Source organism: Mycobacterium sp. NGS68 (assembly GCF_059812195.1).
Window position 1 is genome coordinate 26,264 of the sequence record NZ_JCALCE010000038.1, and the last position, 23,918, is coordinate 50,181.

The 23,918-nt window shown below is 65.2% G+C and carries 24 protein-coding genes and 1 tRNA gene; 11 read left to right on the top strand and 14 right to left on the bottom strand.

What is annotated here, in order from left to right:
- Window positions 1-21: 21 nt before the first annotated feature.
- The 4 genes from AC5Y5V_RS26910 to AC5Y5V_RS26925 all read right to left on the bottom strand — a co-directional run bounded on the left by AC5Y5V_RS26910 (window position 22) and on the right by AC5Y5V_RS26925 (window position 4,321).
- Window positions 22-882: a phage major capsid protein gene (locus tag AC5Y5V_RS26910; protein ID WP_499941253.1), complete on the bottom strand. Its 861-nt coding sequence runs from the start codon at window positions 880-882 to the stop codon at window positions 22-24.
- 80 nt (window positions 883-962) lie between these two features.
- Entirely contained in the window at window positions 963-1,451 is a 489-nt protein-coding gene (locus tag AC5Y5V_RS26915) for a hypothetical protein (protein ID WP_499941256.1), read from the bottom strand.
- Window positions 1,452-2,828 (bottom strand): phage portal protein, encoded by a 1,377-nt coding sequence (locus AC5Y5V_RS26920; RefSeq protein ID WP_499941258.1) that lies wholly within the window; start codon window positions 2,826-2,828, stop codon window positions 1,452-1,454.
- Window positions 2,829-2,854: 26 nt separating this feature from the next.
- Window positions 2,855-4,321: a terminase large subunit domain-containing protein gene (locus AC5Y5V_RS26925; protein ID WP_499941260.1), complete on the bottom strand. Its 1,467-nt coding sequence runs from the start codon at window positions 4,319-4,321 to the stop codon at window positions 2,855-2,857.
- 15 nt (window positions 4,322-4,336) lie between these two features.
- Here AC5Y5V_RS26925 and AC5Y5V_RS26930 point away from each other — a divergent pair, with 15 nt between their 5' ends.
- Complete coding sequence (locus tag AC5Y5V_RS26930) at window positions 4,337-4,912, top strand: hypothetical protein (RefSeq protein WP_499941262.1); 576 nt, start codon at window positions 4,337-4,339, stop codon at window positions 4,910-4,912.
- 265 nt (window positions 4,913-5,177) lie between these two features.
- Entirely contained in the window at window positions 5,178-5,483 is a 306-nt protein-coding gene (locus AC5Y5V_RS26935; RefSeq protein WP_499941265.1) for a hypothetical protein, read from the top strand.
- On the opposite strand, the gene AC5Y5V_RS26940 is transcribed toward AC5Y5V_RS26935, so the two are convergent.
- From AC5Y5V_RS26940 to AC5Y5V_RS26965, 6 genes are all read right to left on the bottom strand, one after another.
- The gene (locus AC5Y5V_RS26940) at window positions 5,469-5,864 is read right to left on the bottom strand and encodes an HNH endonuclease (RefSeq protein WP_499941267.1); all 396 of its coding nucleotides are present in this window, start codon (window positions 5,862-5,864) and stop codon (window positions 5,469-5,471) included. The two genes, AC5Y5V_RS26935 and AC5Y5V_RS26940, sit on opposite strands and share 15 nt — an antisense overlap.
- A 958-nt stretch (window positions 5,865-6,822) precedes the next feature.
- The gene (locus AC5Y5V_RS26945) at window positions 6,823-7,065 is read right to left on the bottom strand and encodes a hypothetical protein (protein WP_499941270.1); all 243 of its coding nucleotides are present in this window, start codon (window positions 7,063-7,065) and stop codon (window positions 6,823-6,825) included.
- Window positions 7,066-7,078: 13 nt separating this feature from the next.
- Window positions 7,079-7,606 (bottom strand): hypothetical protein, encoded by a 528-nt coding sequence (locus AC5Y5V_RS26950; protein ID WP_499941272.1) that lies wholly within the window; start codon window positions 7,604-7,606, stop codon window positions 7,079-7,081.
- 161 nt (window positions 7,607-7,767) lie between these two features.
- Window positions 7,768-7,938, bottom strand: a complete 171-nt coding sequence (locus tag AC5Y5V_RS26955) for a helix-turn-helix transcriptional regulator (protein ID WP_499941274.1) — start codon at window positions 7,936-7,938, stop codon at window positions 7,768-7,770.
- A gap of 229 nt (window positions 7,939-8,167) precedes the next feature.
- The gene (locus AC5Y5V_RS26960; protein ID WP_499941276.1) at window positions 8,168-9,505 is read right to left on the bottom strand and encodes a tyrosine-type recombinase/integrase; all 1,338 of its coding nucleotides are present in this window, start codon (window positions 9,503-9,505) and stop codon (window positions 8,168-8,170) included.
- A 97-nt stretch (window positions 9,506-9,602) separates the two neighbouring features.
- Window positions 9,603-9,679, bottom strand: a tRNA-Leu gene (locus AC5Y5V_RS26965).
- A 106-nt stretch (window positions 9,680-9,785) separates the two neighbouring features.
- Between AC5Y5V_RS26965 and AC5Y5V_RS26970 the strand changes: the two genes are divergently transcribed.
- On the top strand, window positions 9,786-10,400 hold the full coding sequence (locus AC5Y5V_RS26970; protein ID WP_499941278.1) for an ANTAR domain-containing response regulator: 615 nt from the start codon (window positions 9,786-9,788) through the stop codon (window positions 10,398-10,400).
- 192 nt (window positions 10,401-10,592) lie between these two features.
- On the opposite strand, the gene AC5Y5V_RS26975 is transcribed toward AC5Y5V_RS26970, so the two are convergent.
- Together AC5Y5V_RS26975 and AC5Y5V_RS26980 are read right to left on the bottom strand one after the other, a co-directional pair.
- The gene (locus tag AC5Y5V_RS26975; protein ID WP_499941280.1) at window positions 10,593-11,792 is read right to left on the bottom strand and encodes a lipid-transfer protein; all 1,200 of its coding nucleotides are present in this window, start codon (window positions 11,790-11,792) and stop codon (window positions 10,593-10,595) included.
- Entirely contained in the window at window positions 11,792-12,235 is a 444-nt protein-coding gene (locus AC5Y5V_RS26980; RefSeq protein WP_499941282.1) for a Zn-ribbon domain-containing OB-fold protein, read from the bottom strand. The genes AC5Y5V_RS26975 and AC5Y5V_RS26980 overlap by 1 nt, the downstream gene beginning before the upstream one ends.
- Window positions 12,236-12,426: 191 nt before the next feature.
- Between AC5Y5V_RS26980 and polA the strand changes: the two genes are divergently transcribed.
- The 8 genes from polA (at window position 12,427) to AC5Y5V_RS27020 (ending at window position 22,608) form a co-directional block, all read left to right on the top strand.
- Window positions 12,427-15,114, top strand: a complete 2,688-nt coding sequence (polA, locus tag AC5Y5V_RS26985) for a DNA polymerase I (RefSeq protein WP_499941305.1) — start codon at window positions 12,427-12,429, stop codon at window positions 15,112-15,114.
- A 1-nt stretch (window position 15,115) separates the two neighbouring features.
- The gene (locus AC5Y5V_RS26990; protein ID WP_499941284.1) at window positions 15,116-16,087 is read left to right on the top strand and encodes a lysophospholipid acyltransferase family protein; all 972 of its coding nucleotides are present in this window, start codon (window positions 15,116-15,118) and stop codon (window positions 16,085-16,087) included.
- 88 nt (window positions 16,088-16,175) lie between these two features.
- Complete coding sequence (rpsA, locus tag AC5Y5V_RS26995; RefSeq protein WP_499941286.1) at window positions 16,176-17,621, top strand: 30S ribosomal protein S1; 1,446 nt, start codon at window positions 16,176-16,178, stop codon at window positions 17,619-17,621.
- Between the two features lie 9 nt (window positions 17,622-17,630).
- On the top strand, window positions 17,631-18,845 hold the full coding sequence (gene coaE, locus AC5Y5V_RS27000) for a dephospho-CoA kinase (protein WP_499941288.1): 1,215 nt from the start codon (window positions 17,631-17,633) through the stop codon (window positions 18,843-18,845).
- A gap of 91 nt (window positions 18,846-18,936) precedes the next feature.
- Entirely contained in the window at window positions 18,937-19,905 is a 969-nt protein-coding gene (locus AC5Y5V_RS27005; protein WP_499941290.1) for a DUF2889 domain-containing protein, read from the top strand.
- Window positions 19,906-19,995: 90 nt separating this feature from the next.
- Window positions 19,996-20,289: a hypothetical protein gene (locus tag AC5Y5V_RS27010; RefSeq protein WP_499941292.1), complete on the top strand. Its 294-nt coding sequence runs from the start codon at window positions 19,996-19,998 to the stop codon at window positions 20,287-20,289.
- Between the two features lie 22 nt (window positions 20,290-20,311).
- Entirely contained in the window at window positions 20,312-21,484 is a 1,173-nt protein-coding gene (locus AC5Y5V_RS27015) for a glycoside hydrolase family 19 protein (protein WP_499941295.1), read from the top strand.
- Window positions 21,481-22,608, top strand: a complete 1,128-nt coding sequence (locus AC5Y5V_RS27020; RefSeq protein ID WP_499941297.1) for a hypothetical protein — start codon at window positions 21,481-21,483, stop codon at window positions 22,606-22,608. Before AC5Y5V_RS27015 ends, AC5Y5V_RS27020 begins: the two co-directional genes overlap by 4 nt.
- A 110-nt stretch (window positions 22,609-22,718) precedes the next feature.
- On the opposite strand, the gene AC5Y5V_RS27025 is transcribed toward AC5Y5V_RS27020, so the two are convergent.
- Both AC5Y5V_RS27025 and ligD read right to left on the bottom strand, forming a co-directional pair.
- Entirely contained in the window at window positions 22,719-23,498 is a 780-nt protein-coding gene (locus AC5Y5V_RS27025) for an Fpg/Nei family DNA glycosylase (protein WP_499941299.1), read from the bottom strand.
- The coding region (ligD, locus tag AC5Y5V_RS27030; RefSeq protein WP_499941301.1) for a non-homologous end-joining DNA ligase LigD at window positions 23,491-23,918 on the bottom strand (428 nt) is incomplete at its 5' end. The genes ligD and AC5Y5V_RS27025, both read right to left, overlap by 8 nt.

A 23,918-nucleotide genomic window follows, 5' to 3' on the forward strand; every position in this document is an offset into this window, starting at 1 on the left:
CCGTTGTCGGTGCCGCCACAATTAAGCCTCGGTCAGCAGCGTGACGGCCTTAGCCTGCAACAGCGCCACGTCCATACGCAGAGTCACACGGATAGCCACCGTGTCGTAATTCGCAAGCGTCTGGTCAGCGATGAATACCTGCGCGTCGGTGTCCCGGACAACGGCGACCTTGCTGAAGTCCACCAGCGCCACACGATTCTTAGTCGACACAGCCGGAATAGCCGTATCCGAGATAATCACCGGCAGCCCAAACAGCTGGAAAGCCGTCCCGTTCTGAATCGTTGACGGGTCAAAGATGTACCGCGCGTCGTCTTCGCCAACCTTCAGCTTGCGCAGCGCTGCGAAACTCGCGGAAGTCATCACCCAGTGCGACGCCGCAACGTGGTTGCCCTGCGCGGTCGCCATCGCGTCAATCAGGCTGTCAGGGTCCGTCAAGTCGAGCGTGCCGGTAGCGATACCCGACTGGCGCAGCACACCCTTAACGGTGTTCGAGCTGCCGTCGCCGTCCCACAGGGATGCGTCGAGAGCGTTACTAACGTCGGTCACAAGACGGGCCTTCACAATGGAATCCAGTCCAGTAACCGCAGCGCCCCGGATAAGTTCGTTGCTCAACGGGCACCAAACCTTGAGGCTCTTAAGCGTAGACGGCAACGCGGTGACCTCATCGAACGTCACGCTGCTATCCGCGATTAGCGAACCTGCACTAACGAATCCAGCAGTAACTCCGCTGGCAATGCGCGGAATCCGAACCGGCTGATTAGAGTCGATAATGATTGGGCCGGCACTTAGAAAAGAAGAAGCCTGCTCAAGCGGCTGCACAAGTAGCTGTTGTACCTGCGAAGCAATCAGCGTCGAGTTATTCGACGGAGTTGCAATTGTCATATTCAGTTATTCCTTATTAAGTTGTTTATTCAGTTATGCCCGCCACCGGGGCGGGTTTAGGTTTGTGCGCGTCTGGCGCGTTAGCGGTCGCCCCGCAACAGCCCGAGCAGGTTTACCCCGCCGGTAGCCGAGTCGCCGCGATTGCCCTGGCCGGCGTCGCCGGTTACCTTGCGCGCTTTGAGATAAGGCCGGTCGGTAAGCAGCGCATCGAGCGCAGCGGCCAGCTTGTCGGCGTCGTCTAAGTGTTCGGCGTCGTATGGCAAATCTTCGGGATTCTCCAAACGCGCCGTAGCCTTAACAACCTCGCGGTGTAGCTGCCTAGCCAGTGCGTCGGCACGTTCCTCAGCCTGCTTAGCACGGTCGCGGTACCCGGCGGACTCCTTGCGCAGTTCCTCAACATAAGAACGCGGGAATGTGTCACCAGCAGATTCGTCCGCATTTGCGTTTGATTGCGCGCCTGGCGCATTTTCTGCCGCGTCAGCAGTATTCGTATTGCCTGCGCCCGTTTCGCCGCTCTGCGTGTTAATGGGCGCGTCATTTGCGGCATCGGGCCGCGTCGTGTCATCCATTTAAATATTGCCCTTCGTCTTGTCGTCGTTAAGCAGCATTGCCGCGTACTTGCGGTAAGCAACTGAAACTTCCGGGTTAGCGCCAGCCTGAGCATCTAGCTCGGTGTCCTGGCGTTCCTGTTCGATCTCATCAGCGGAGTAGCCGAGTTTCCTCAGTGCACCGGATTTGGACAGAATGCCCGCCTGCACAAGTTTGGTCACTGCATCGGCATCCGCACTAGTCGAGCGTGACGACGGATCGCACCATTGCACATTTACGTCCACCGCATCCACGGCCACGCCATCGCGGATAACCACCATGAGTTTCGCCACCCGCTCCCACGAGCGGCCAAATACTGCTTGCCGTGCCTCGGCGCGGGCGGTCAACGATGCTTCACTGGCCCGCAATGCCTCGGCGCTTGACGGGTTCTCTGTGGTGATTCCAACAAAATGCGCCGGGAGCGCGGACACGGCCATGATTTGACCGAGCCAAATGTTCACCGCGTTCTCGTAGCCCGCAAGGTCCGCGCCGTCGAGCTGCCCGAACTTCGCCTGTTCGTTCTCCGACAGCATGGCCCGGTTGCCCTCGGGAATCGGGTTCACCGTCTCCAAGACCGGCTGCCCGTCACCGTCGAGCACCGGATTACCGGCGTCGTCCAGCTTCGGCCGCTCGACAAGCTCGATGCCGGTAGCCCAGCGGCGCGGCCGGGCCGTGTATTCCTGCGCTACCGCAAGCCCGGCAAGGGTCGCATTCAACCCGTCCACGAGCGGAATCAAATCGTCAATCTCACTATTACCGCGTCCAAGAATCGAATGCTGATTACAGAACCCCACAACCGGCACCACGCCGAGCGGGTTATCCAGCGTCTCGACAAGCTCGAATGCCGCCGTCGCCGCGCCTACCGTGTTGGCGCGCCAGTGCTGAAGCTCAGTCGGCAGATAAAGCCACGCCTCGGTTGTCGTCTTAGTCGTCCAGCGCTTCACCGCGCTCGTAATCTCGCGCGTCGCCGGGTCGCGGATCACCGCGACTTGCTTGGCGCTCTCCACGGTTACCAGCGGTGAACCATCGGGCCGCGCCCAACAGATCACGTACGAATCGCCGAGCGTCAGCGCTTCGCGGTGCAAAATCTGGCTGGTCTGGTCAAGATCGTTGGCTAGCCAATCGGCCCACAGATCAGCACCCTTAAAGCCGGTAATGCGGAGCCGCTCGGCAAGGCTGGTCACGGCAAGGCCGGGAATGTTGCTGACGATCCGGTTTAGCGCCGGTAAAGCGATCCTCGCCTCTGGGCTTAAATATGCCAGCTTTTGCCGCCCGGACGCGTACCGCTCAAGATTGGCGTAGTGGTGCTGCGGCGCGTCGAGCGCCTGCAAAAGCTCCACAAGTAGATCAGAACTCATTTATTCAGTTGTCTTTCTGTATTCAGTTAGGCGAACGATACGGTTCGCTTACGCGGCTTAGCCTGCGACGCCAACCACGTAGCGCGAGAATGCGCCATCATCAACGCAGTACACAAGTCAATCTTCGGTGCGTGCTTACTGCGGCCGGCTTTCGCAATGCGAATACCCTTATCCGTCTCCACCACCGTCGCCGCAAGCACATGCCTACGCAAAAACTCATCACCCGAATGCGCCAATTGCCCATTAACCAGCGCGCTACGCAGATCGTTAGTCGCTCGGGTTTGGCGTTCTGGCGACTGCCGAAACTCCACCATCGGCAACCCTTCAGCCGCGAGTATCTGCGCAGAGCGCGTAAACAGATACGGGTCGTACGCGACCTCGCGCACCTTCCACCGCTCACACGCGTCTCTAATCGCTTGCTCCACGTCGAGCACGGGCACCCGCCACGCGTCATCACCGGGATTAACCCACACCGCCGCCCTGTCGAAATCCGGCACCTTAGCCACAGTGCCGACAACGATTGCCGTGCTGTCGTCCTTCAGGCTTGCATCGACAGCAAGCACCACTTCGGCACCGTCCGGGATGCCGTAGCCGGTGCACAAGTCGTCCCACATCTCAGCAGTGACAAGCGCGTTTTCCATCGGCCCGACGAACTGGCAAAGCCTGGCTCGCCTAAAGTGCGCCTCAGTCGACTTCGGCGGCAACAGCGCCCGCAACGCGTCGCGGTGCAGGTAGTCGTCTAAGGCCGGATTCGCCAGCTCCCAACAGTGTTCGCAATCGGCCGCGTGATCCTCAAAACCGGCAGCGCTGTGCTCGACATACACCTGTGATTCGTCCTCGGGATGCTCAAGCGAATAAGCACGGAGCCGCGCTAAAACGTTGTCCTCGCTCGGTCCCGGCGTGCCAATGCCGATCAGCGTCGAGCGTTCCCGCTTACCCTGCGCTAGTGCGATCACTTCCCACGTTTCGATCAACACGCGGCCGATCTCGTCAACGATTGCCAGCGTGTAATCCAAACCCTCAAGTGCGGCCGGTGACGCCGGTAAGCACGTAAACGACGCGCCCCGCGACGGCACTACCAAACGGTCCTTAAACACCTGCACACGGCTCTGTAGCTCCGGGCTTAGCTCCACCATCCGCGCCGCGACACCGAACACGATGCCCGCCTGGCGCTCATCCACGGCGGCCACGATCACGGTCGCGCCGTCGCCGCCGGTCATCAGCTCGTACAAGGCGAGTGCGGCCACGAGCGTGGACTTGCCTTGCCCTCGCGGCAGACACCACCCGGCGACGCGGGGCTGCGTCTCGGCATCGAGCACCGACCCGACCAATGCTCGCTGCCACGGCCGCAACTTCAACGGTCCGCCGGAGCCAGTGCCCTTGGGCACAATGACGAATTTTTCGCAGAACGCGGCGAACCGCGTCGAGCCGCTCGACCGTGGCCGAAACGGCAACACACTGTCATCAACGGCCCGTTTCGGGCCAGCCCTCAAAGTAAACTCCTAACAATGTTGCACTTAACTGCCGTATACCAATTGGCAGGTGTCTGCGGTCTTGCGCTTGGCCTGTACAACCTTTGGCGGTCGACAAAAGAGCCGGTGCGTGTTCGGCAATCGAAACTGCGTAATGACCTTCTAGAGATTCTCTTTGCGGTAAAGCCTGAGATTAGTAGCGCGTTATATAAATTAAAGAACGCTGGCGATCTGCCGAAGGACATTCCTGCAATATTGAGCGAAGCCAGAGATCGCCTTATCCCCATATCAGAAGGTATAATTTCTCCTGCTCCAAGATATGTCAGTCTTTTAAAGTCAAATTTGTTGAAGAACGACATAAATTGGACAATGCTAAGAATGGCAAAAATGCCGCCGGGAGTGATTGAGGACCTAACCGAACAAGAGTCATACCGAAAGCGATACGATGCTGAGAATAAACTGAAGGACTCGCTTGAGACCACGCGTGCCAGCGTCGATAAGCTCATCGACGTTACGCAAAAAATAGACAAACAACGTCGCTTGGCCTATTACCGCTATAAGGAGCGGAACTGGACCCGGCTCTTCCGGTCGCTCGGGCGGCGGCGAGAGTAATCGGCCCTGTGCTGGCTGTTCGAGGGGAGGCGCGACCGCTTCGGGGACCATCCCCCTGGTGTCTGGCCGCCGAATCGCGGCGCTGCTCAGATCAATTTCTCGGTGTTTCTGCAGGTCATGGCGCTAAATCAGGCACAATGCAGACTTTAGACCGTGTTGGGAACTGGCCTCGCGCAGCTACCTTGACAATTGGCCGCACATATTCCCGTGGTTGGGAGCGGCCAGCAGCGCTTCCATCGGGGGATGGAGCCGCTGTAGGTGGGCGGTGGAGTTGCTGTCGGGGGATGGCGCTCTGCCGCCCACCGTCACCGCTGCGGGTTCTTATCAGACCGTTGCCGTAGCGTCTGCCCGCATGACATTCGTGCTCTTGGCGATTTACGTCGTGGCCGTGATCGTTGAGGTTCTAGGCATATTTCTGACCGTTACCACCTACGTACGAGAGACGGGTGGCGGCGTCACGATACTTGAGCACGCCGAGACAAAGTGGCAGCGCAGTCGCGGGCCGGTGTTGATCGGTAGCGGCGCGGTGCTCGGCGCGCTCGGCAACATCATCGCGCTATTCGTGAAGTGACACGTAGTAGCGCCCGCGCCGGTCGTCGCGTGCCTTAATGGCGTCTCGCACTTGTTGACGCTCAGCGTCGGTGCAACGGTTACCGCGCGCGCCGTTACAGGCGCGGCAAGCCGACCGGAGGTTAAGCAGCTCATGTACCAGCTCGGGCGCTTCACCCGGCGGCACAATGTGGTCGGTGGTATCGGCGCGGCCGGTGCAGCACCATAGCCGTAGCTCGCAGAACGGCACCCGCTTACGCTGAGCCGCCGACACCTTGCGCCATGTCCAGTCCGTCGCTGTTCGTCCCTTGCGGCGGGGTGTTGGTCGTGGCTTGGGTTTGCACGGTGAGCACCTGGACCCGTTGGCGATTAGGCACCCGCAGCCGATACATGGGCGCTGCACTTAGCTGATTGGTGCGATGCCAGCGGCCCACCTGCGCACCGGCCGCTGCTCAACGAAGTCAGAGTGAGCGACAAGCATCCGGCCAACGACAAACGAATCCTCGCTAGTCATAGGGATAGTGATGCTGCCCTGAGCGGTGTTCACCTTAAGACCGATCAGTGTCTTGTCGTCCCCTTCGCTCAGAAGAAAGTCGTAGCTGTCGGGAGAGATTACGGTGTTAGTCATTAGTTTGTTTGTCCTGTTCTAGTTGGTCGATTAATTGGTTACAGATGGTTACTACGTCACCCGGCAACATGCTGATGCTGTTGTACCGGCCGGTTTTCTTGGAGTTACGGCTTAAGACGAGGTTGGGTCCGTTAAGTAGTAGCGCGTAGTCGGGTCCGCCGTCGCTGGCTGGAATACGGATCACTTAAGCTCCTGCGCGTTTAGTCGGTGCTCGGCTTAACCCATCGCATAAGCCGGGCCTTAGCCGGAGTGGCTGTCGTGTACCGGTCGTTAAGTTCAGACGCGCCCGTTAGTTGCCCTCTAAGCTCGCTTAGTTCGTCGGCTGTCACGGTCGCTAACGGTTCCCCGTTCCGGGTTAGCGTGTACCCGCCGGTGTGTTGTATTACTGCTATCAATTGTTTCCCCGTTTAGTGACCTTTACTGGCCCATATGTGAATGAACACCCACCGCCGGAGGTTGTATAAATGGCGGCGGGTGTTCGGGTCTGTACGGCGCTCTCAGTGCCGTTACTTTTCCCATTTGCGCGGTTCGCGCCCCGTAAGGAAATCGGCATGGGCCACGAGCATAGACCCAACGCGGTACGCATCTTCCGCAGCAAGCGGGATAAGGATGCTCTTAACGGTCGGCGAAAAGCTGCCATCATTCAGCAATGCTTTAACCCCTACCATCGTCCGCGTTTCATCTATGAGGAACTCGAATCCCTCCGGGTGTACGTTCAACACGCCTGTATCTCTCATTGGTCGTTCTCCTGATCGACGTTGATTCCGCTCACCCGGAAGCCGGCGGCGGTAAGTGTGGCGGCAACGCTGCGCGCATGGCCGTGTTTCACAGTCCATTCTTTGTTTCTCGGTGACCAGCTACGCGCATGTGACGGAACCACGTGCTTGATAATCTCGACCGCCGTTGCGTCGTAGTAGCTGAATTTGATCCTGTACGTCCATTCATCTGCGACTTTAAGGAATCGGATGGCTGGCATCTAAAGCCCGCTTTCAGGCTTGAAGTTTGTATTCACCATACAGCGCGTCCCAATCTTGCACCCTGTTCTGTGGCGGCTCCATAATGTGTGTGGAACGCCGTTGACCTGGCTTGCCGTCATCAATCGGTACGAACTCAAATTCGCCCATTCGTCTAACCTTCACTGCGCCCGTGTGGACTTGCCTCATGTTGGAGCGCATCTCAAGTTCCGACCATTCAGGGTCCACGGCCCACGCGATATTGTCCGCGCCACAGTTATTCCAGTCGCCGTCAAAATGGATAACGTGTACATATTTGTGTGCGCGAATCGGCGGCGGGCCGTGATACGTCCACGCCATGATCTCGTCTAGGAACCGTTCGGTACTGCCGTCGCCGTAAGCGGGCTTCACGGCCCCCAGATATTCTGGGCCTAGATCGACAAGTGGGACGCCTCGACCACGCGGCTTAACTTTGTGGCCACGATGGAAAACGTCGGCATCTTCGTTGAGTTGCCATCCGGGAGCGTCGGCTATGTCCGCGCGCTTCTTGCGTGCGTTGCTCATGGGTGACGTACCCCGGCAAGTTGCGGAGACTCCACCCATCTAGTTTGTCGTAATACCATAATAGCTTTTAGCCCCCGCGATTTTGCACTTAGCTCCCGCTCTTGTGACGCAGATAACAGAAACTTGCTTTGATTCACAATTAGCCACCATTCCACACCTATTCAGCGAGGAATGAGAGCTTCAATCTCGGAGCGACGCCAATACCGACGACGGCCCAACTTGTAAGACGGCGGCAACACCTTGCCAATACGGTCCCAGTAACGAACGGTGTCTAAGCTGCGACGGAGCAGTTTGGCGACCTCATCTGCGTAAATGATCTCTGAATCGGACACGTTGGTTCCTTCGTGCTTTCGGCAGCGCAAAATAAGCCCCCGCCGTTAGGGCTACCCGCGCGAGATTGCGCGAACTGGACGCGTTCGATGTCCGATGCTGTATGCGTCCACCAGTGATTAACACTTTACCGGGTTGGGGTGACAAGTTGTCGAGATAGTCGAAAACTCGTTCGACCATTCTCTCCACGGCTCTCCACGGCACTCCACCGTCCCAGAATGTGAGACGGCTCTAGGCGTCCGTTGCTTGCGTCGCCTTATCCATCGCCGCCGCAAGCCGGTCCCAATCGCCGTCAATCATGTGGCTGTAGATGTTGGCCGTAGTCGAGACATTCCGGTGACCGAGCAGCTTCGACGTAGTAACCACGGAGGCACCCTCAGACAACGCCAGTGATCCGGCCGTGTGCCTCAGCGTGTGCGGCGTAACGCCCTCTAAGCCGAGCTTGGCCGTTGCTTTGTCGAACCGAACCCGGAACCAACCAACTGTCATAGAGCCGCCGTCCGGGCCGGGAAACAGGAACTCGGAGCTGTCCCGCCCCTTCACAAGGCGCTTAAGTTCGTCGGCCAGCGCCGCCGTCAGGATAGGCACGGAGCGCTTCTGGTGCGTCTTAGTGTCTCCCTCGATCCGTCCCCGGCCGCGCACGCCGGTAATCGACTTGGAGACCATGATTCGACGGCGCTCGGCGTCCACGTCTCCGACGCGCAGCGCGGCGCACTCGCCAACCCTTAGGCCGCTGTACGCCAGCACGCGGACCATCGTGGCGAGAGCTTCTGGCGGTATGCCCGGCCGGGCCGTGTCGGCGCGGTGTCGTACCGACGCCTCGGCGTTCGCGGTCTCATTCGCGAGTTGGCGCACCTGCTCGTGTGTCAGCGCCAAATCCTTGCTTTGCGGCTTGCTCGGCAAGGTGATTTCATCTGCCGGATTAGTCGCAAGGTATCCGCTCCGCATGGCGTAGGCGAACACCTGGTGGACGATCTGGTGAGTCTGGACTACCCGCGCGGGGGACAGTCCTGCATCCGGGTCGCTCTTTCGTTTACGTGTGCGCGCTGCCGGGTCGGTGGATAGTCGCGCGATCCACGTCTGTATGCGCTCGTGGTCGATGTCTCTAAGCCGCTCATCTTTCCACTCGGGCAAGATCACCACGTCTAGCAATCCTCGGTACCCGGCGACGGTCTTAGGTGCCCGCTTAGCGGCCTCTTTGGTCTTAAGCCACGCCTCCGCGACGGTCCCGAAATCAACCGCCGATAGGCGCGGGTCTGCGTAAGTGCCAGTGTTTAGTGCCGTCTTCTCGGCGTCGCAGCGCCGCTCGGCGTCGGCGCGCTTCTCGTATGCCTCGGTCGTTTCCTTGCCCTTATGGTCGACCCATCGGGCAAGCCAGCGCTTACCCTGCCCGTGGCGAACGGTGCAGACCGTTTTGCCCGTTCCGGGCGTTTTCGTGTGTTTCGGATCAACACACCACACCGGGCCGCCTGCCTGGTCGGCGGGCCAATTGACCTGCTCGCCGCGCCGGGCCGGCCGGTGCCAGCGGTCCTCTACACCTGCGCGAATGCTGCGTTTCGGGGTCGTCATAGTCCGCATCCTAGACCGTTCCTGCGGACTGTGTGCGGACTGCGGACGGGTCGCACTTAAGCGTGTCGGTCAATAATCCGCTCTGAGCTGGTCTTTCTGGTGCCCTCGGTGAGATTCGAACTCACACTGTACGGGTTTTGAATCCGTTTCCTCTGCCAGTTGGGATACGAGGGCCCATCCGGGTTGTACCGGCCTCCATACCTTAGAGGAGCTTGCCGACCACAGCAGATCCGTACCCCCGCGCTCGCTGGTCACAGGCGCTCACGACACAATGTCCGTCATGACCGGCTCAACGACCGACGCCGACGCCATTCCGCCGCGTCGGGTCCTGATCGCTGAAGACGAAGCGCTCATTCGACTGGACCTCGCTGAGATGCTCCGAGAGGAGGGGTATGACATCGTCGGCGAGGCCGGCGACGGGCAGGAAGCCGTCGAGCTGGCCGAGCAGCATAAGCCCGATTTGGTGATCATGGACGTGAAGATGCCCCGCCGCGACGGCATCGACGCCGCGTCGGAGATCGCCAGCAAGCGCATCGCCCCCATCGTGGTGCTCACCGCGTTCAGCCAACGCGATCTGGTCGAACGTGCCCGCGACGCGGGAGCGATGGCCTACCTTGTCAAGCCGTTCACCATCAGCGACCTGATCCCGGCGATCGAGCTGGCCGTCAGCCGGTTCGCAGAGCTCAGCGCGCTGGAACACGAAGTAGCGACGCTGTCCGATCGGCTGGAGACCCGCAAGCTGGTGGAACGGGCCAAGGGCCTGCTGCAGGCCAAGCAGGCCATGACCGAGCCCGAGGCGTTCAAGTGGATACAGCGGGCGGCCATGGACCGGCGCACGACGATGAAGCGGGTCGCCGAAATCGTCCTCGAGACGCTGTCCGACCCCGCGGAGTAACGCCGACGCGCCGGCGCGCGGCGCGATTGGCTCTGCGGTGAGCGTGGGGGTTACTCGCACAAGTTCGCAGTCACCGCAGACTCAAAGCCCGGGGCGGGCGCTCCGCGATTGGCTCTGCGGTGAGCGTGGGGGTTACTCGCACAAGTTCGCAGTCGCCGCAGAGTCAAAGCCCGGGACGCAGCAGAACCACACTTAGCGCGCCACGATCACCGACGACCCGTGCCCGAACAGCCCCTGGTTCGCGGTGACGCCGACGGTCGCACCCTCCACCTGACGCCCGGTGGCTTGCCCGCGCAGCTGCCAGGTCAACTCGCAGACTTGGGCGATCGCCTGCGCGGGGATGGCCTCGCCGAAGCACGCCAGGCCGCCGGATGGGTTGACCGGCACGCGACCCCCCAGCGCCGTGGCCCCGGACCGCAGCAGCGCCTCGCCCTCGCCCTTGGGGCACAGCCCCAGGTGCTCGTACCAGTCGAGCTCCAGAGCGGTCGACAGGTCGTAGACCTCGGCCAGGCTCACGTCTTCAGGCCCGATGCCCGCCTCGGCATACGCCGCATCCAGGATCTGGTCCTTGAACACCCGCTCCGGCGCGGCCACAGCGGCGGTGGAATCCGTTGCGATGTCGGGCAATTCGGGCAGGTGCTGCGGGTATTGCGGGGTGACGGTGCTGACCGCGCGCACCGACGGCACGCCATCCAGGGAGCCGAGCTGCTTACGGGCGAACTCCGCGCTCGCCACCACAAGCGCGGCCGCGCCGTCGGAGGTTGCGCAGATGTCGAGCTGATGCAGCGGGTCGGCGACCACCGGACTGGCCAGCACGTCGTCGACCGAGGATTCCTTGTGGTAGCGCGCATTCGGGTTCTGCAGGCCGTGCTGTGAGTTCTTCACCTTCACCTGCGCGAAGTCCTCCACGGTCGCACCGTACAGGTCCATCCGGCGCCGCGCCAGCAGAGCGAAGTACACCGGGTTCATCGCGCCGATCAGGTGGAACCGCTGCCAGTCGGGGTCGTTCTTGCGTTCCCCGCCGACCGGCGCGAACGCGCCCTTCGGCGTGGTGTCCGCGCCGATCACCAGCGCGACGTCGCAGAAGCCGGCCAGGATCTGCGCTCGGGCACTCTGCAGCGCCTGCGACCCGCTGGCACACGCGGCGTAGCTGGAGCTGACCGGCACGCCATTCCAGCCCAGCTTCTGCGCAAAGGTCGACCCGGCGATGAAGCCGGGGTAGCCGTTGCGAATCGTGTCGGCCCCGGCGACCAGCTGGATCTGACGCCAGTCCAGGCCCGCCTCGCGCAGCGCGGCCCGCGCGGCGACCACGCCGTATTCGGTGAAGTCCCGGCCCCACTTGCCCCAGGGGTGCATGCCGGCGCCAAGGATGTACAGCGGTTCGGGGCTCATCAGGCGATCCTCCAGGCGTGCACCATCCGCTGCACACCGTCGGCGTCGACGAACAGCGGCATCGTCGTCAGCTCCATCTCCATGCCGACCTTCAGGTCCGCGGCCAGCGTGCCCTCGACCACCTTGCCCAGCACGATCAGGCCCTCGTCAGCCAGCTCCACGGCGGCGATCGCGAACGGTTCGAACGGGTCCGGGGCCGGATACGGCGCCGGTGGCGGGTAGCGGTTCTCGGTATAGCTCCACAGCTTCCCGCGGGTCGACAACGCGACGGACTCTAGTGAGTCGCTGTCGCATGCCGGGTTGGGGCAGTTGTTCTCGCGGGGCGGAAATACGTAGGTGCCGCACTGGGGGCATTTGCTGCCGATCAGGTGCGGTTTTCCGGCGTCGTCGGCGGCGAACCAGCCTTCGATCGCAGGCTGGGCCTTCTCGAGAGCTTCTGTCACCACGCCAGATTACTCATCACCGCGGAAAAACTGAAACGTGTTCCAGTTAGCTCCCGCCGCGGGGGAAATGAGCGGCTGCGGCGATGTCGGCGGCGATGCCTAGAGTTATGGCCGTGAGCCCAGCCAGGACCGCCGCCGGCAAGGCGGAACAAGGCGCCCCTGATGGCGGAGATCAAGCCAAGCCGACGCTGATGCTCCTGGACGGCAACTCGTTGGCGTTCCGCGCGTTCTACGCGCTGCCGGCGGAGAACTTCAAGACCCGCGGCGGCCTGACCACCAACGCGGTCTACGGCTTCACCGCGATGCTGATCAACCTGCTGCGCGACGAGGGGCCCACACACATCGCGGCCGCGTTCGACGTGTCGCGGCAGACGTTCCGCTCGGAGCGCTACCCGGAGTACAAGGCGAATCGCTCGTCGACGCCGGACGAGTTCCGCGGCCAGATCGACATCACTAAGGAAGTGCTTGGGGCGCTGGGCATCACGGTGCTGGCGGAGGCGGGGTTCGAGGCCGACGACATCATCGCCACGCTGGCCACCCAGGCCGAGAACGAGGGCTACCGGGTGCTGGTCGTCACCGGGGACCGGGACTCGTTGCAGCTGGTGAGCGACGACGTGACGGTGCTCTACCCGCGCAAGGGCGTCAGCGAACTGACCCGTTTCACACCGGACGCCGTCGTCGAAAAGTACGGCCTGACGCCCAAGCAGTACCCGGACTTCGCCGCGCTGCGCGGCGATCCCAGCGACAACCTGCCCGGCATTCCCGGAGTGGGGGAGAAGACCGCGTCCAAGTGGATCGTCGAGTACGGCTCGCTGCAGGAACTGGTCGACAACGTCGAGTCGGTGCGCGGCAAGGTGGGCGACGCGCTGCGGGCGAATCTGGCCAACGTGGTGCGCAACCGCGAGCTGACCGACCTGGTCAAGGACGTGCCGCTGGCGCAGACCCCGGACACGCTGCGGCTGCAGCCCTGGGACCGCGACCAGATCCACCGGCTCTTCGACGACCTCGAGTTCCGGGTGCTGCGGGACCGGCTGTTCGACACGCTGGCCGCCGTCGAGCCCGAGGTGGACGAGGGGTTCGACGTCCGCGGCGGCGCTGTGGAACCCGGCGCGGTCAGGCAGTGGCTGGCCGAACACGCCAGCGACGGGCGCCGCGCCGGGCTGGCCGTCGTCGGCACCCACCTGCCGCACGACGGCGACGCCACCGCGCTGGCCATTGCGGCGGCCGACGGCGACGGCGCATACCTCGACACCGCGACGCTGACCCCCGATGACGACGCCGCGCTGGCCGCCTGGCTGGCAGACCCCGACAAGCCCAAGGCCCTGCACGAGGCGAAGCTGGCCATGCACGACCTCGCCGGCCGCGGCTGGACGCTGGGCGGCGTCACCTCCGACACCGCGCTGGCCGCCTACCTGGTGCGTCCCGGCCAGCGCAGCTTCACCCTCGACGACCTGTCGCTGCGCTACCTGCGCCGCGAGCTGCGCGCGGAAACGGCTGAACAACAACAGCTTTCGCTGCTCGACGACCTGGATGAGGCGGGCGGCGTGGACGAGCAGGCCGTGCAGACCACCATCCTGCGGGCCCGCGCGGTCGTGGACCTGGCCGACGCGCTGGACGAGGAACTGGCCCGCATCGACTCCACGGCGCTGCTCGGCGACATGGAGCTGCCCGTGCAGCAGGTGCTGTCGGAGATGGAACGCGCCGGCATCGCCGTCGACCTGCGGATGCTCACCGAGCTGCAGAGCCACTTCGGCGACCAGATCCGCGACGCGGCCGAGGCCGCGTACGCCGTGATCGGCAAGCAGATCAACCTGGGCTCACCAAAGCAGCTGCAGGTTGTGCTGTTCGACGAGCTCGGGATGCCGAAGACCAAGCGCACCAAGACCGGCTACACCACCGACGCGGACGCCCTGCAATCGCTGTTCGACAAGACCGGACACCCGTTCCTGCAGCATCTGCTGACCCACCGCGACGTCACCCGGCTGAAGGTCACCGTCGACGGGCTGCTGAACTCGGTGGCCGGCGACGGCCGGATCCACACCACGTTCAACCAGACCATCGCCGCGACGGGCCGGCTTTCGTCCACCGAGCCGAATCTGCAGAACATCCCGATCCGCACCGACGCGGGCCGGCGGATCCGCGACGCGTTCGTGGTCGGCACGGGCTCCAACGACAGCGACTTCGCCGAGCTGATGACCGCCGACTACAGCCAGATCGAGATGCGGATCATGGCGCACCTGTCCCGCGACGAGGGCCTGATCGAAGCCTTCAACACCGGAGAGGACCTGCACTCCTTCGTCGCGTCGCGCGCGTTCGGCGTGCCCATCGAGGAGGTCACCGGCGAGCTGCGGCGCCGGGTCAAGGCGATGTCGTACGGGCTGGCCTACGGGCTGAGCGCCTACGGGTTGTCCGCCCAGCTCAAGATCTCCACCGAAGAGGCCAAGGAGCAGATGGACCAGTACTTCGCCCGATTCGGCGGGGTGCGGGACTACCTGATGGACGTCGTCGAGCAGGCCCGCAAGGACGGCTACACCTCCACCGTGCTGGGCCGGCGGCGCTACCTGCCGGAACTGGACAGCTCCAACCGCCAGGTGCGCGAGGCCGCCGAGCGGGCGGCGCTCAACGCCCCGATCCAGGGCAGCGCCGCCGACATCATCAAGGTGGCGATGATCGAGGTCGACAAGGCGATCAAGGCGGCCAACCTGGCGTCGCGCATGTTGCTTCAGGTCCACGACGAGCTGCTCTTCGAGGTCGCGCCGGGCGAGCGTGACCGACTCGAGGAGCTGGTCCGCGAGAAGATGGGCGGCGCCTACCCGCTGGACGTGCCGCTCGAGGTGTCGGTCGGCTACGGACGTAGCTGGGACGCGGCGGCGCACTAGCATGTCGGAGGCGGCCGAGCGCAAGCCGTTCGTGCGGTACCCGCTGGTGCTGTTCTCCAAGCTGTTCGGGCTGCTGCCGGCGCCCGCCGCCGACGCGGTGCTGGCCGTGCTCGCCCGGCTCGTCTACTGGCGGGGCCGCGCCCAGCATCTGAATGTGCTGCAGGATTTCCGCGACAACGTGGACCCGACGGCGCAGTTCTCCCCACGCAAGTGGCGGCCGGTCCAGGCGATGTACCGGGCCCTGGTCCGCAACGCCAACGACGCGATCTGGTTCCTCGGCACCACGCGCGCCGCGGCGCTGCGGCGCTTCCGGATCGCCGACCCATCGCCCATCCACGCCGCCCTCGACGCCGGCCGGTCCGCCGGTGTGGGCGCCATCGTCGCGTTCCCGCACCTCGGCTCGTACGCGGCGCTGCCGATCGTGCTCGCGCTCAACGGTCTGCCGACCACCGTCGTCGCCAACCGGCAGCGCGCCCTGATGCAGTGGGTGATCAGCCGCGGCGCGCAGAAAGCGCAGCTGGAACTCATCACGGTCGATCGCACCGGGGGAGCCAGCATCACCGCGGCCATGGCGGACGCCCTGCGCCGTGGCCGGATCGTCGCGGTGGCCGGCGACTATTTCCGGGCCCGAGAGAGCGCGCAGGGTGGCACAAGTAAGGCCATTCAGGTCGACCTGGCGGGAGTCAAGCGCCCGGTCGGTCCGGGACCGGCGCTGCTGGCCCTGCGCACCGGAGCGCTGATCGTCCCCGGTGCCGTCTTCCAGCACAAACACCAGCGCGAACCCGTATTCGGGCCGCCGATCTGCGTCGCCATCCCGGCCGACGGTAGCGAGCAGAACGTCAGGGATGCCGTGCAGGAGACGTCGCAGGAGGTCGCCGACGCGCTCGCGCAGTTCATCAACCGCGAGCCGGACCAGTGGCTGATGCCGGGCGGGCTGGTGTCGGATTCCGTGGGGCGCACCCGGAAGGGGTGAGTTTGGCCAGCTAGGGCCCGTCGAGTAGCCTCAATAGGCAATCCCGAATTGTCCCTACGATGAACCCTGTCCGGAGCAACCCAACAATATGCCGAGTCCCACCGTCACCTCGCCGCAAGTAGCCGTCAACGACATAGGCACCAGCGAGGACTTTCTTGCTGCAATAGACAAAACGATCAAGTACTTCAACGATGGCGACATCGTCGAAGGCACGATAGTCAAAGTGGACCGGGACGAGGTGCTCCTCGACATCGGCTACAAGACCGAAGGGGTCATCCCCGCCCGCGAACTCTCGATCAAGCACGATGTCGACCCCAACGAGGTCGTTTCCGTCGGCGACGAGGTCGAGGCCCTGGTTCTCACCAAGGAGGACAAAGAGGGCCGCCTGATCCTGTCCAAGAAGCGCGCGCAGTACGAGCGCGCCTGGGGCACCATCGAGGCGCTCAAGGCGAAGGACGAGGCCGTCAAGGGCACCGTCATCGAGGTCGTCAAGGGCGGCCTGATCCTCGACATCGGCCTGCGCGGCTTCCTGCCGGCGTCGCTGGTCGAGATGCGCCGGGTCCGCGATCTGCAGCCGTACATCGGCAAGGAGATCGAGGCCAAGATCATCGAGCTGGACAAGAACCGCAACAACGTGGTGTTGAGCCGCCGCGCCTGGCTGGAGCAGACCCAGTCCGAGGTGCGCAGCGAGTTCCTCAACCAGCTGCAGAAGGGCACCATCCGCAAGGGTGTGGTCTCCTCGATCGTCAACTTCGGCGCGTTCGTCGACCTGGGCGGGGTGGACGGCCTGGTGCACGTTTCCGAGCTGTCCTGGAAGCACATCGACCACCCGTCCGAGGTGGTGCAGGTGGGCGACGAGGTCACCGTCGAGGTGCTCGACGTCGACATGGACCGCGAGCGGGTTTCGCTGTCGCTGAAGGCCACTCAGGAAGACCCGTGGCGGCACTTCGCCCGCACCCACGCGATCGGCCAGATCGTGCCGGGCAAGGTCACCAAGCTGGTGCCGTTCGGCGCGTTCGTCCGCGTCGAGGAGGGCATCGAGGGCCTGGTGCACATCTCCGAGCTGGCCGAGCGTCACGTCGAGGTGCCGGACCAGGTGGTTGCCGTCGGCGACGACGCGATGGTCAAGGTCATCGACATCGACCTGGAGCGGCGCCGGATCTCGCTGAGCCTCAAGCAGGCCAACGAGGACTACACCGACGAGTTCGACCCCGCCAAGTACGGCATGGCCGACAGCTACGACGAGCAGGGCAACTACATCTTCCCCGAGGGCTTCGACGCGGAGACCAACGAGTGGATGGAAGGTTTCGACGCCCAGCGCAACGAGTGGGAGGCCCGCTACGCGGAGGCCGAGCGCCGGCACAAGATGCACACCGCGCAGATGGAGAAGTTCGCCGCCGCGGAGGCCGCGGACCACGGTGGTGGCGGTCAGTCGTCGTCCAGCAGCAGCTCCTCGGAGAAGTCGGCAGGGGGGTCGCTGGCCAGCGACGCCCAGCTGGCCGCGCTGCGGGAAAAGCTCGCCGGCAACGCCTGATCTGCGCGGATGCTGCGCATCGGGCTGACGGGCGGCATCGGTGCCGGCAAGTCGGCGCTGTCCGCCACGTTCGAGCAATGCGGCGGGATCATCGTCGATGGCGACGTCATCTCCCGTGAGGTGGTCGAACCGGGCACCGAAGGGCTGGCGTCGCTGGTCGACGCCTTCGGCGAGGACATCCTGCTGCCCGACGGCGCGCTGAATCGGCCGGCGTTGGCCGCCAAGGCTTTCGCCGACGAGGAGGAACGCAAGAAGCTCAACGGCATCGTCCACCCGCTGGTCGCCAAACGACGCTCGGAGATCATCGCGGCGGTATCCGAGGATGCCGTTGTGGTGGAAGACATTCCGCTGTTGGTCGAGTCGGGGATGGCGCCGCTGTTCCCGCTCGTCGTCATCGTGCACGCCGACGTGGATGTGCGGTTGCGGCGGCTGACCGAGGTCCGCGGCATGACCGAGGAGGACGCCCGCGCCCGAATCGCCGCGCAGGCCACCGACGAGCAGCGCCGTGCCGTCGCCGATATCTGGCTGGACAACTCGGGCACCCAGGAGGAGTTGGTCGAGAAGGCCCGCGACGTCTGGTACAACCGGATCCTGCCGTTCGCCCACAACCTGACCGAGCGACAGCCCGCCCGCGCGGCGGCCAGGGTGGTGGCGGCCGACCCGTCCTGGCCGGATCAGGCGCTGCGGATCGTGAACCGATTGAAGACCTGCTGCGGGCATCGGGCATTGCGGGTGGACCACATCGGCTCCACGGCCGTGCCGGAACTCGACGCCAAGGACGTCATCGACATCCAGGTGACCGTCGAATCCCTCGATGTGGCAGACGAACTCGTCGAACCTCTGCTGACCGCCGGCTATCCGCGGCTGGAACACATCACCCAGGACGCTGCCAAGACCGACGCCCGCAGCACCGCCGCCGGCCTCGACCACAGCGACGATCCGGCGTTGTGGCACAAACGCATTCACGCCTCAGCCGATCCCGGTCGGCCGACGAATGTGCACATCCGGGTGGCCGGGTGGCCCAACCAGCAGTTCGCGCTGCTGTTCGTCGATTGGCTCAAGGCCAATCCCGGTGTGCGCGAAGACTATCTGGAGGTCAAGCGAGCCGCCGACGCCAGCGGCGGTGGTGACCTCATCCGCTACGTCACCGCCAAGGAGCCGTGGTTCCTCGACGCCTACCGGCGGGCCTGGGAGTGGGCCGACGCGACCGGGTGGAAGCCCTAGGCGGGAACCGACGATTCGCGAGCGTAACGGCACTGCGAAACTCGGCGGTCGGAATCGCGGCCACGTTACGCTCGCGCGTACCGTCTGAGGGATGCCGTTCGTCACGGACATCCTGGGGCCGAGGCGGCCCGTCGAAGGGGCGTCGCCGCTGGTGGCGGGTCGGCTGCGTCGTACCAGCACCATCGACACCCACCCCGACGCGGCGCGCGGCTCCGTCGTCGACCTCCGGGCCCGTGACGCGACGGGGGCAGACGGCGTCGAGGTGCTCGGCGAGATCCGCGTCGACGCGCGGTTGCTCAATTTCGTCATCGACGACATCGGCTGCACGCCGCCGGACGGCCGTCTCGACGCGCTGCGGGGCTGTCGCGTCGGCCCCGGTTTCCGGTCGAAGGTCGGCGCGTTGCTGCCCGACGAAGCACGAAAAGCGAGCCTGCTGCACCTGCTACTCGACGACTGGGTCGGCGCGTCGCTGGTGTCCGGGTACGGCACCCAGCACACGGCGATCGTCCTGGGCGTCGAGCAGAAGATGCCGGCCGGTGTCGCGGACCGGATGGCTGGGATCTGCGCGGGTTTCGCGCCGGACGCGTCGCTGATCGACTACGCCCGCCGACACGACGTGATTCCGACCGGCCGCGGGCCGGTGGCGCCGCCGCTGGACGGCCTGCACGACGCCGAGCCGCTGAGGCCGCGCGGGATGCGCAGGTTCCGCCGGCTCGACGCGTGGCCGGTGGACGCCGAGACGGTGGGGTTCGACGCGCACTTCCGGGACTCTCACATGGACGACGACGGCGTCGAGACGATCGTGCACGAGTACACGGTCACCGGGACGGTGGACGATCCGACGCGGACCATCACCTCGGTGAAGGCCGAGGTGCGGGTGCTGCCGTGGCAGGAATGCCCCGGTGCCATCGGAAGCGCCGCGCGGGTCCGCGGCATGAGCCTCACCGAGTTGCGAGAGCGGGTCCGCGGCGAATTCGTCGGCACCAGCACCTGCACTCACCTCAACGACACCTTGCGCGCGATCGCCGACTTGGACGCCCTGCTAGGGCAGCGGCGATGACCTTGCGCATGACCGTCGTATAACCACTCGCGGCACCCTACGGTAGGTGTCGGATCGAAGTTGGACACCGTGGCAAAGGGGGCGTGCGTCGTGGCGGATCGGGTGCGGGTCAATCCCGAGGAGGTAGCGAGGGGCGCACGCCAAACGGGGTATGCGATCGCGGACGCGGATCGGCAATTCGTGAGCCACGAGACCGGGATCACCGAAGCGTCCGCGGGCTGGGTCGGGTCCTCGCAGCAGGCGCTGCAGGAGCTGTCGACGCATTGGGAGTCCCGCCACCAGCACCACCGCGTCCGCACCGCGGCGACGGGCGAATCGATGGCCTCGGCCGCGAAGCGCTTCGCCTCGACGGAGCGGGATTCACAGCAGAACCTCTCGTCGTGACGACTCCCACGCGGGGAAACCGTTGGTAACCCTGACGATCCCCGACATCCTGCGCTGGGACCCGGCCGCCATCTATGACGTCTTCCGCATCGTCAAGACCCGCGAGCAGACGTTCGCCGACTTCGGCACCCACCTGCAGCGGGTGCAGAACACGCTGGCCGACTGGGGCGGTGACGCCGGGCAGGCATTTCACCAGTCGATGAACCGGCACCGCGTCGACATCGAGGGTGACGGGCGGGAGTCCGCGCGGGTGGCCGCGGCGGTGGACCGCGCCGAGCACGACGTCGAATCCGTCCGGACCAGCCTGCGGGCCGCGCTCAGCTTCGCGGCGGGCCAACACCTCAACGTCGCCGACGACGGCACGGTGACCATCCAGCCCGGGTTCGAGAACAATAAGGACGCCAAGCAGGCACTCGCGTTCGAAGCGAGAGGGCCAGGGCAGCCGGGCTACGACCTGACGATCCGCGGCATCATGGCGGCGGCGGAACGCGTCGACGACGGACTGGCCGCCGCCATCCGCGCGGCGGTCGGCGATCAACAACTCGACGAGAACGGCCGACCTGTCGGGGGCGCGCCGCCCGCGCCGCCGCCTCTGGTGACGGTTGACCAGCTCAAGCAGATATTTCCGGAACTCGCGAACGACCCGGCGAAGGCGCAGCTGTATCAGCAGAAGCTCAACGAGGCCATGCGGGAGTACGGCATCGACACCCCGCAACGGGCGGCCGCGTTTTTGGCCCAGCTGTCGGTCGAGACCGACGGCTTCAACACGCTGACCGAATACGCCGACGGTTCGGAATACGAGGGCCGCACGGACATGGGCAATGTCAACCCGGGCGACGGCCCGCGCTACAAGGGCCGCGGCGCCATCCAGCTGACCGGGCATAATCACTACCGTGACGCGAGCCGCGATCCTCGGCTGAACATGCCTTTTCTGGAGAGTCAGCCCGAACGGGCAGCCGATCCCGAGAACGCCTTCCGCATCGCCGCGTGGTACTGGACCAATCCAGAGCTCACCGCCAACGGTCAGAACCTGAACGTCCTCGCCGACCGAGCGGGTCTGAGCGATGCGGGACTCGCAGAGTTCCGCCGGATCACCGAAGGGGTGCGTGGCGGTTCGTGGACCGAACTCAACGCGCACGAAGACCGGCGCGAAGCGGCGTATCGGCGCGCCCTGACGGTGCTGGGCGTCTCGTGAGCACGCTGGGAAAGTGGGGCCGCGCGGCGTTGTCCGCGGTCGTGGCGTGGGTTCCCCTCGCGGCGTGCACGCACCCCAGCGCGCCGAGCGGTACCGGAAGCGGCCGGCCGGTGCCCGACGCGGCCTTCGCGTACGTCTCGGATCAGGAATTGGGCCTCGTCCGGGGCGGACAAGTGGTGGCGCGGGCCAAGGGAAACTTCTTCCACATCTTTCCGCCGCAGTTCACCGCCGATGGCAGATTTGTCTTTGCCGCCGAAGGCGGCGATCAGCTGGGCGTCGTCGATCTCGTGACGCTCAAGGCCCAGACCGTCGCGACGCCCGGCGCCGCCGGCAAGGTGGCGGCGGCGCGCGGGACGACGGTCGTCTGGCTCAACGGTGCGGGCGAGCTGACCAGCCTGGACCTCGGCGCGGAGCACCCGGTCCCGTCGCCCGCCACGAAGCTGCAATTCCCGGCGCCGGACGTCGGCGCCGGCGAGATCCCCAACGACGTGCTGCAACCCCGACTCGTCGGCTCCGGCGGGACGGCCCTGCTGTTCGCGAGGCTCGACCACAGGCCCGGCACGTGCCTCGGCCCGGACAACCTCTACCTGGTGCGCGACGGCGCGGTCTCGGCGCTGGGCAAGACGAGCGGGTGCGCTCCTTTGACGAGGGTGGCGTTCAGCCGCGACGGGGGTCAATTGGCGTATGCCAACGCGTCGCGCATGTGCGATCAGGCTTCGGTGACGATCCGCGGTGTCGCGGACGGGGTTGCGCAGACCTCTGGCGTGCAGGCCGGCCAGGGCCAGATCCGCTCGAACGTCCCGCGCCTGTGGTGGGACGCGCACGGTGCGCTCAGCGTCGGCTACGCGAGTTTTCGCTGCGACGGTGGCCGGCTGACTGCCCTGGAGCCTCCGAGCGTGTGGACGCACACAGATGGCGGATGGAACCGGCAGGCGCCCGCCCCGGCGCTGCAGATCCTGTCCTTCTCCTCGGGTTCGACGGCGGTGCTGGCGCCCGGCGCCGGCGCGCAGGACTCCCTCGACAAGGGCGCGCTGTGGATCGTCACCGAGTCGAACCGCACCCACATCGCCGATAACGTCAGCGACGTTGCCGCCCTGCCGATTTCGTCGCAAAACGATTCGTAGGCGGCGTGTGCCGGGCGTGAGCGGCCCCAAATGTGGGGGAAATACCGCGTGAGCCCTGCGTTTTGAGGACCCTCGCGGGCTCGCCCGCAAAGGCTATCGGCGGACGCACGCTAGCGTGCCTGGCACCGCGGGCACCACCACGACGTGCGTCCGCCCACCCGCCCGGTCGTCAGGGCGGTGCCGCAGCGGGGGCAGTGCGGGTCGGGGTCGTCGCGCACCCCCGTGAGCCAATGGGGCAGACGGGGCACCCGCCTATGTCGCACGGCGGTACGCAGGACCCGACTCGTCGCGGTGTGCAGGCGTTTCACGTCGTCGGTGTCCAGGTCGGCCACCGAGCGCTTGGGGTTTATCCTGGCGCGCCAGCAGATTTCGTCGGTCAGCAGGTTTCCGAGCCCGGCGAGCACCGCCTGATCCATCAGCGTCGGCTTCAGCGCGCCGCGTCGCCCCGACAGGACGCCGCGCAGCTCCCGCAGCCCGATGCCCAGCGCGTCGGGGCCCTGCGGACCGATCAGGTCGGCGACCGCGGCGTCGTCGCCGGCCAGCCAGACGCCGCGCAGTTTGCGCAGGTCGGCGTAGCGGAGTTGGCCGCGATCCAGCGTCAGGACCAGCCGCTCGTGCTTTTCAGGCTGCGCGCCGTCGGCGCAGTAGTACGGGTGACCCGTCATCCCGCTGTGGATCAACAGCGTCGGGCCGTCGGTGGGCAGGATCAGCCACTTGCCGCGCCGGCGGGGGTCGCGGAAGCGATGACCGTGCAGTTGGCGGCCCAGCACCGCGGGCTTCGTGTTGCGCAGCACGCCGGGATCGCGCACGTCGACGCGCTCGATGCGGCGGCCGGGCAGGGCGCGGGCAAGCTCGCGGCGGAAGCCTTCCACGTCGGGCAGTTCAGGCACGAAGCTTCGCCAGCCGTCGCAGCGGCCCGGTCAGGGATCGCGCATGCCGCGACATGTCGGCCCACGGGTCGCGTTGCCCCGCCAGCCGTTTGGGGATGTCGCGGATCGTGTACCGGTCGGCGCGCAGGCCGCGGGCATCCAACTCGTCCCACTCCAGCGGGGTGGCGACCGGCGCGCCGGCGCGGGCCCGGACTGAGTACGGCGCGACCGCCGTCTGCGCGTAGGCGTTTCGCATCACGTCCAGATACACCCGGCCGCCGCGCTTGTCCTTGCGGGCCGCCACGGTTCGGTGCTCGGGGTCCTCGGCGACCACCAGTTCGGCGACGTCGCGGGCGAAGTGCCGGACGGTGTCGAAGTCGGCGTCACCGCGCAGCGGCGCCACGACGTGCAGCCCGCGCGACCCGGTGGTCTGCACGTAGC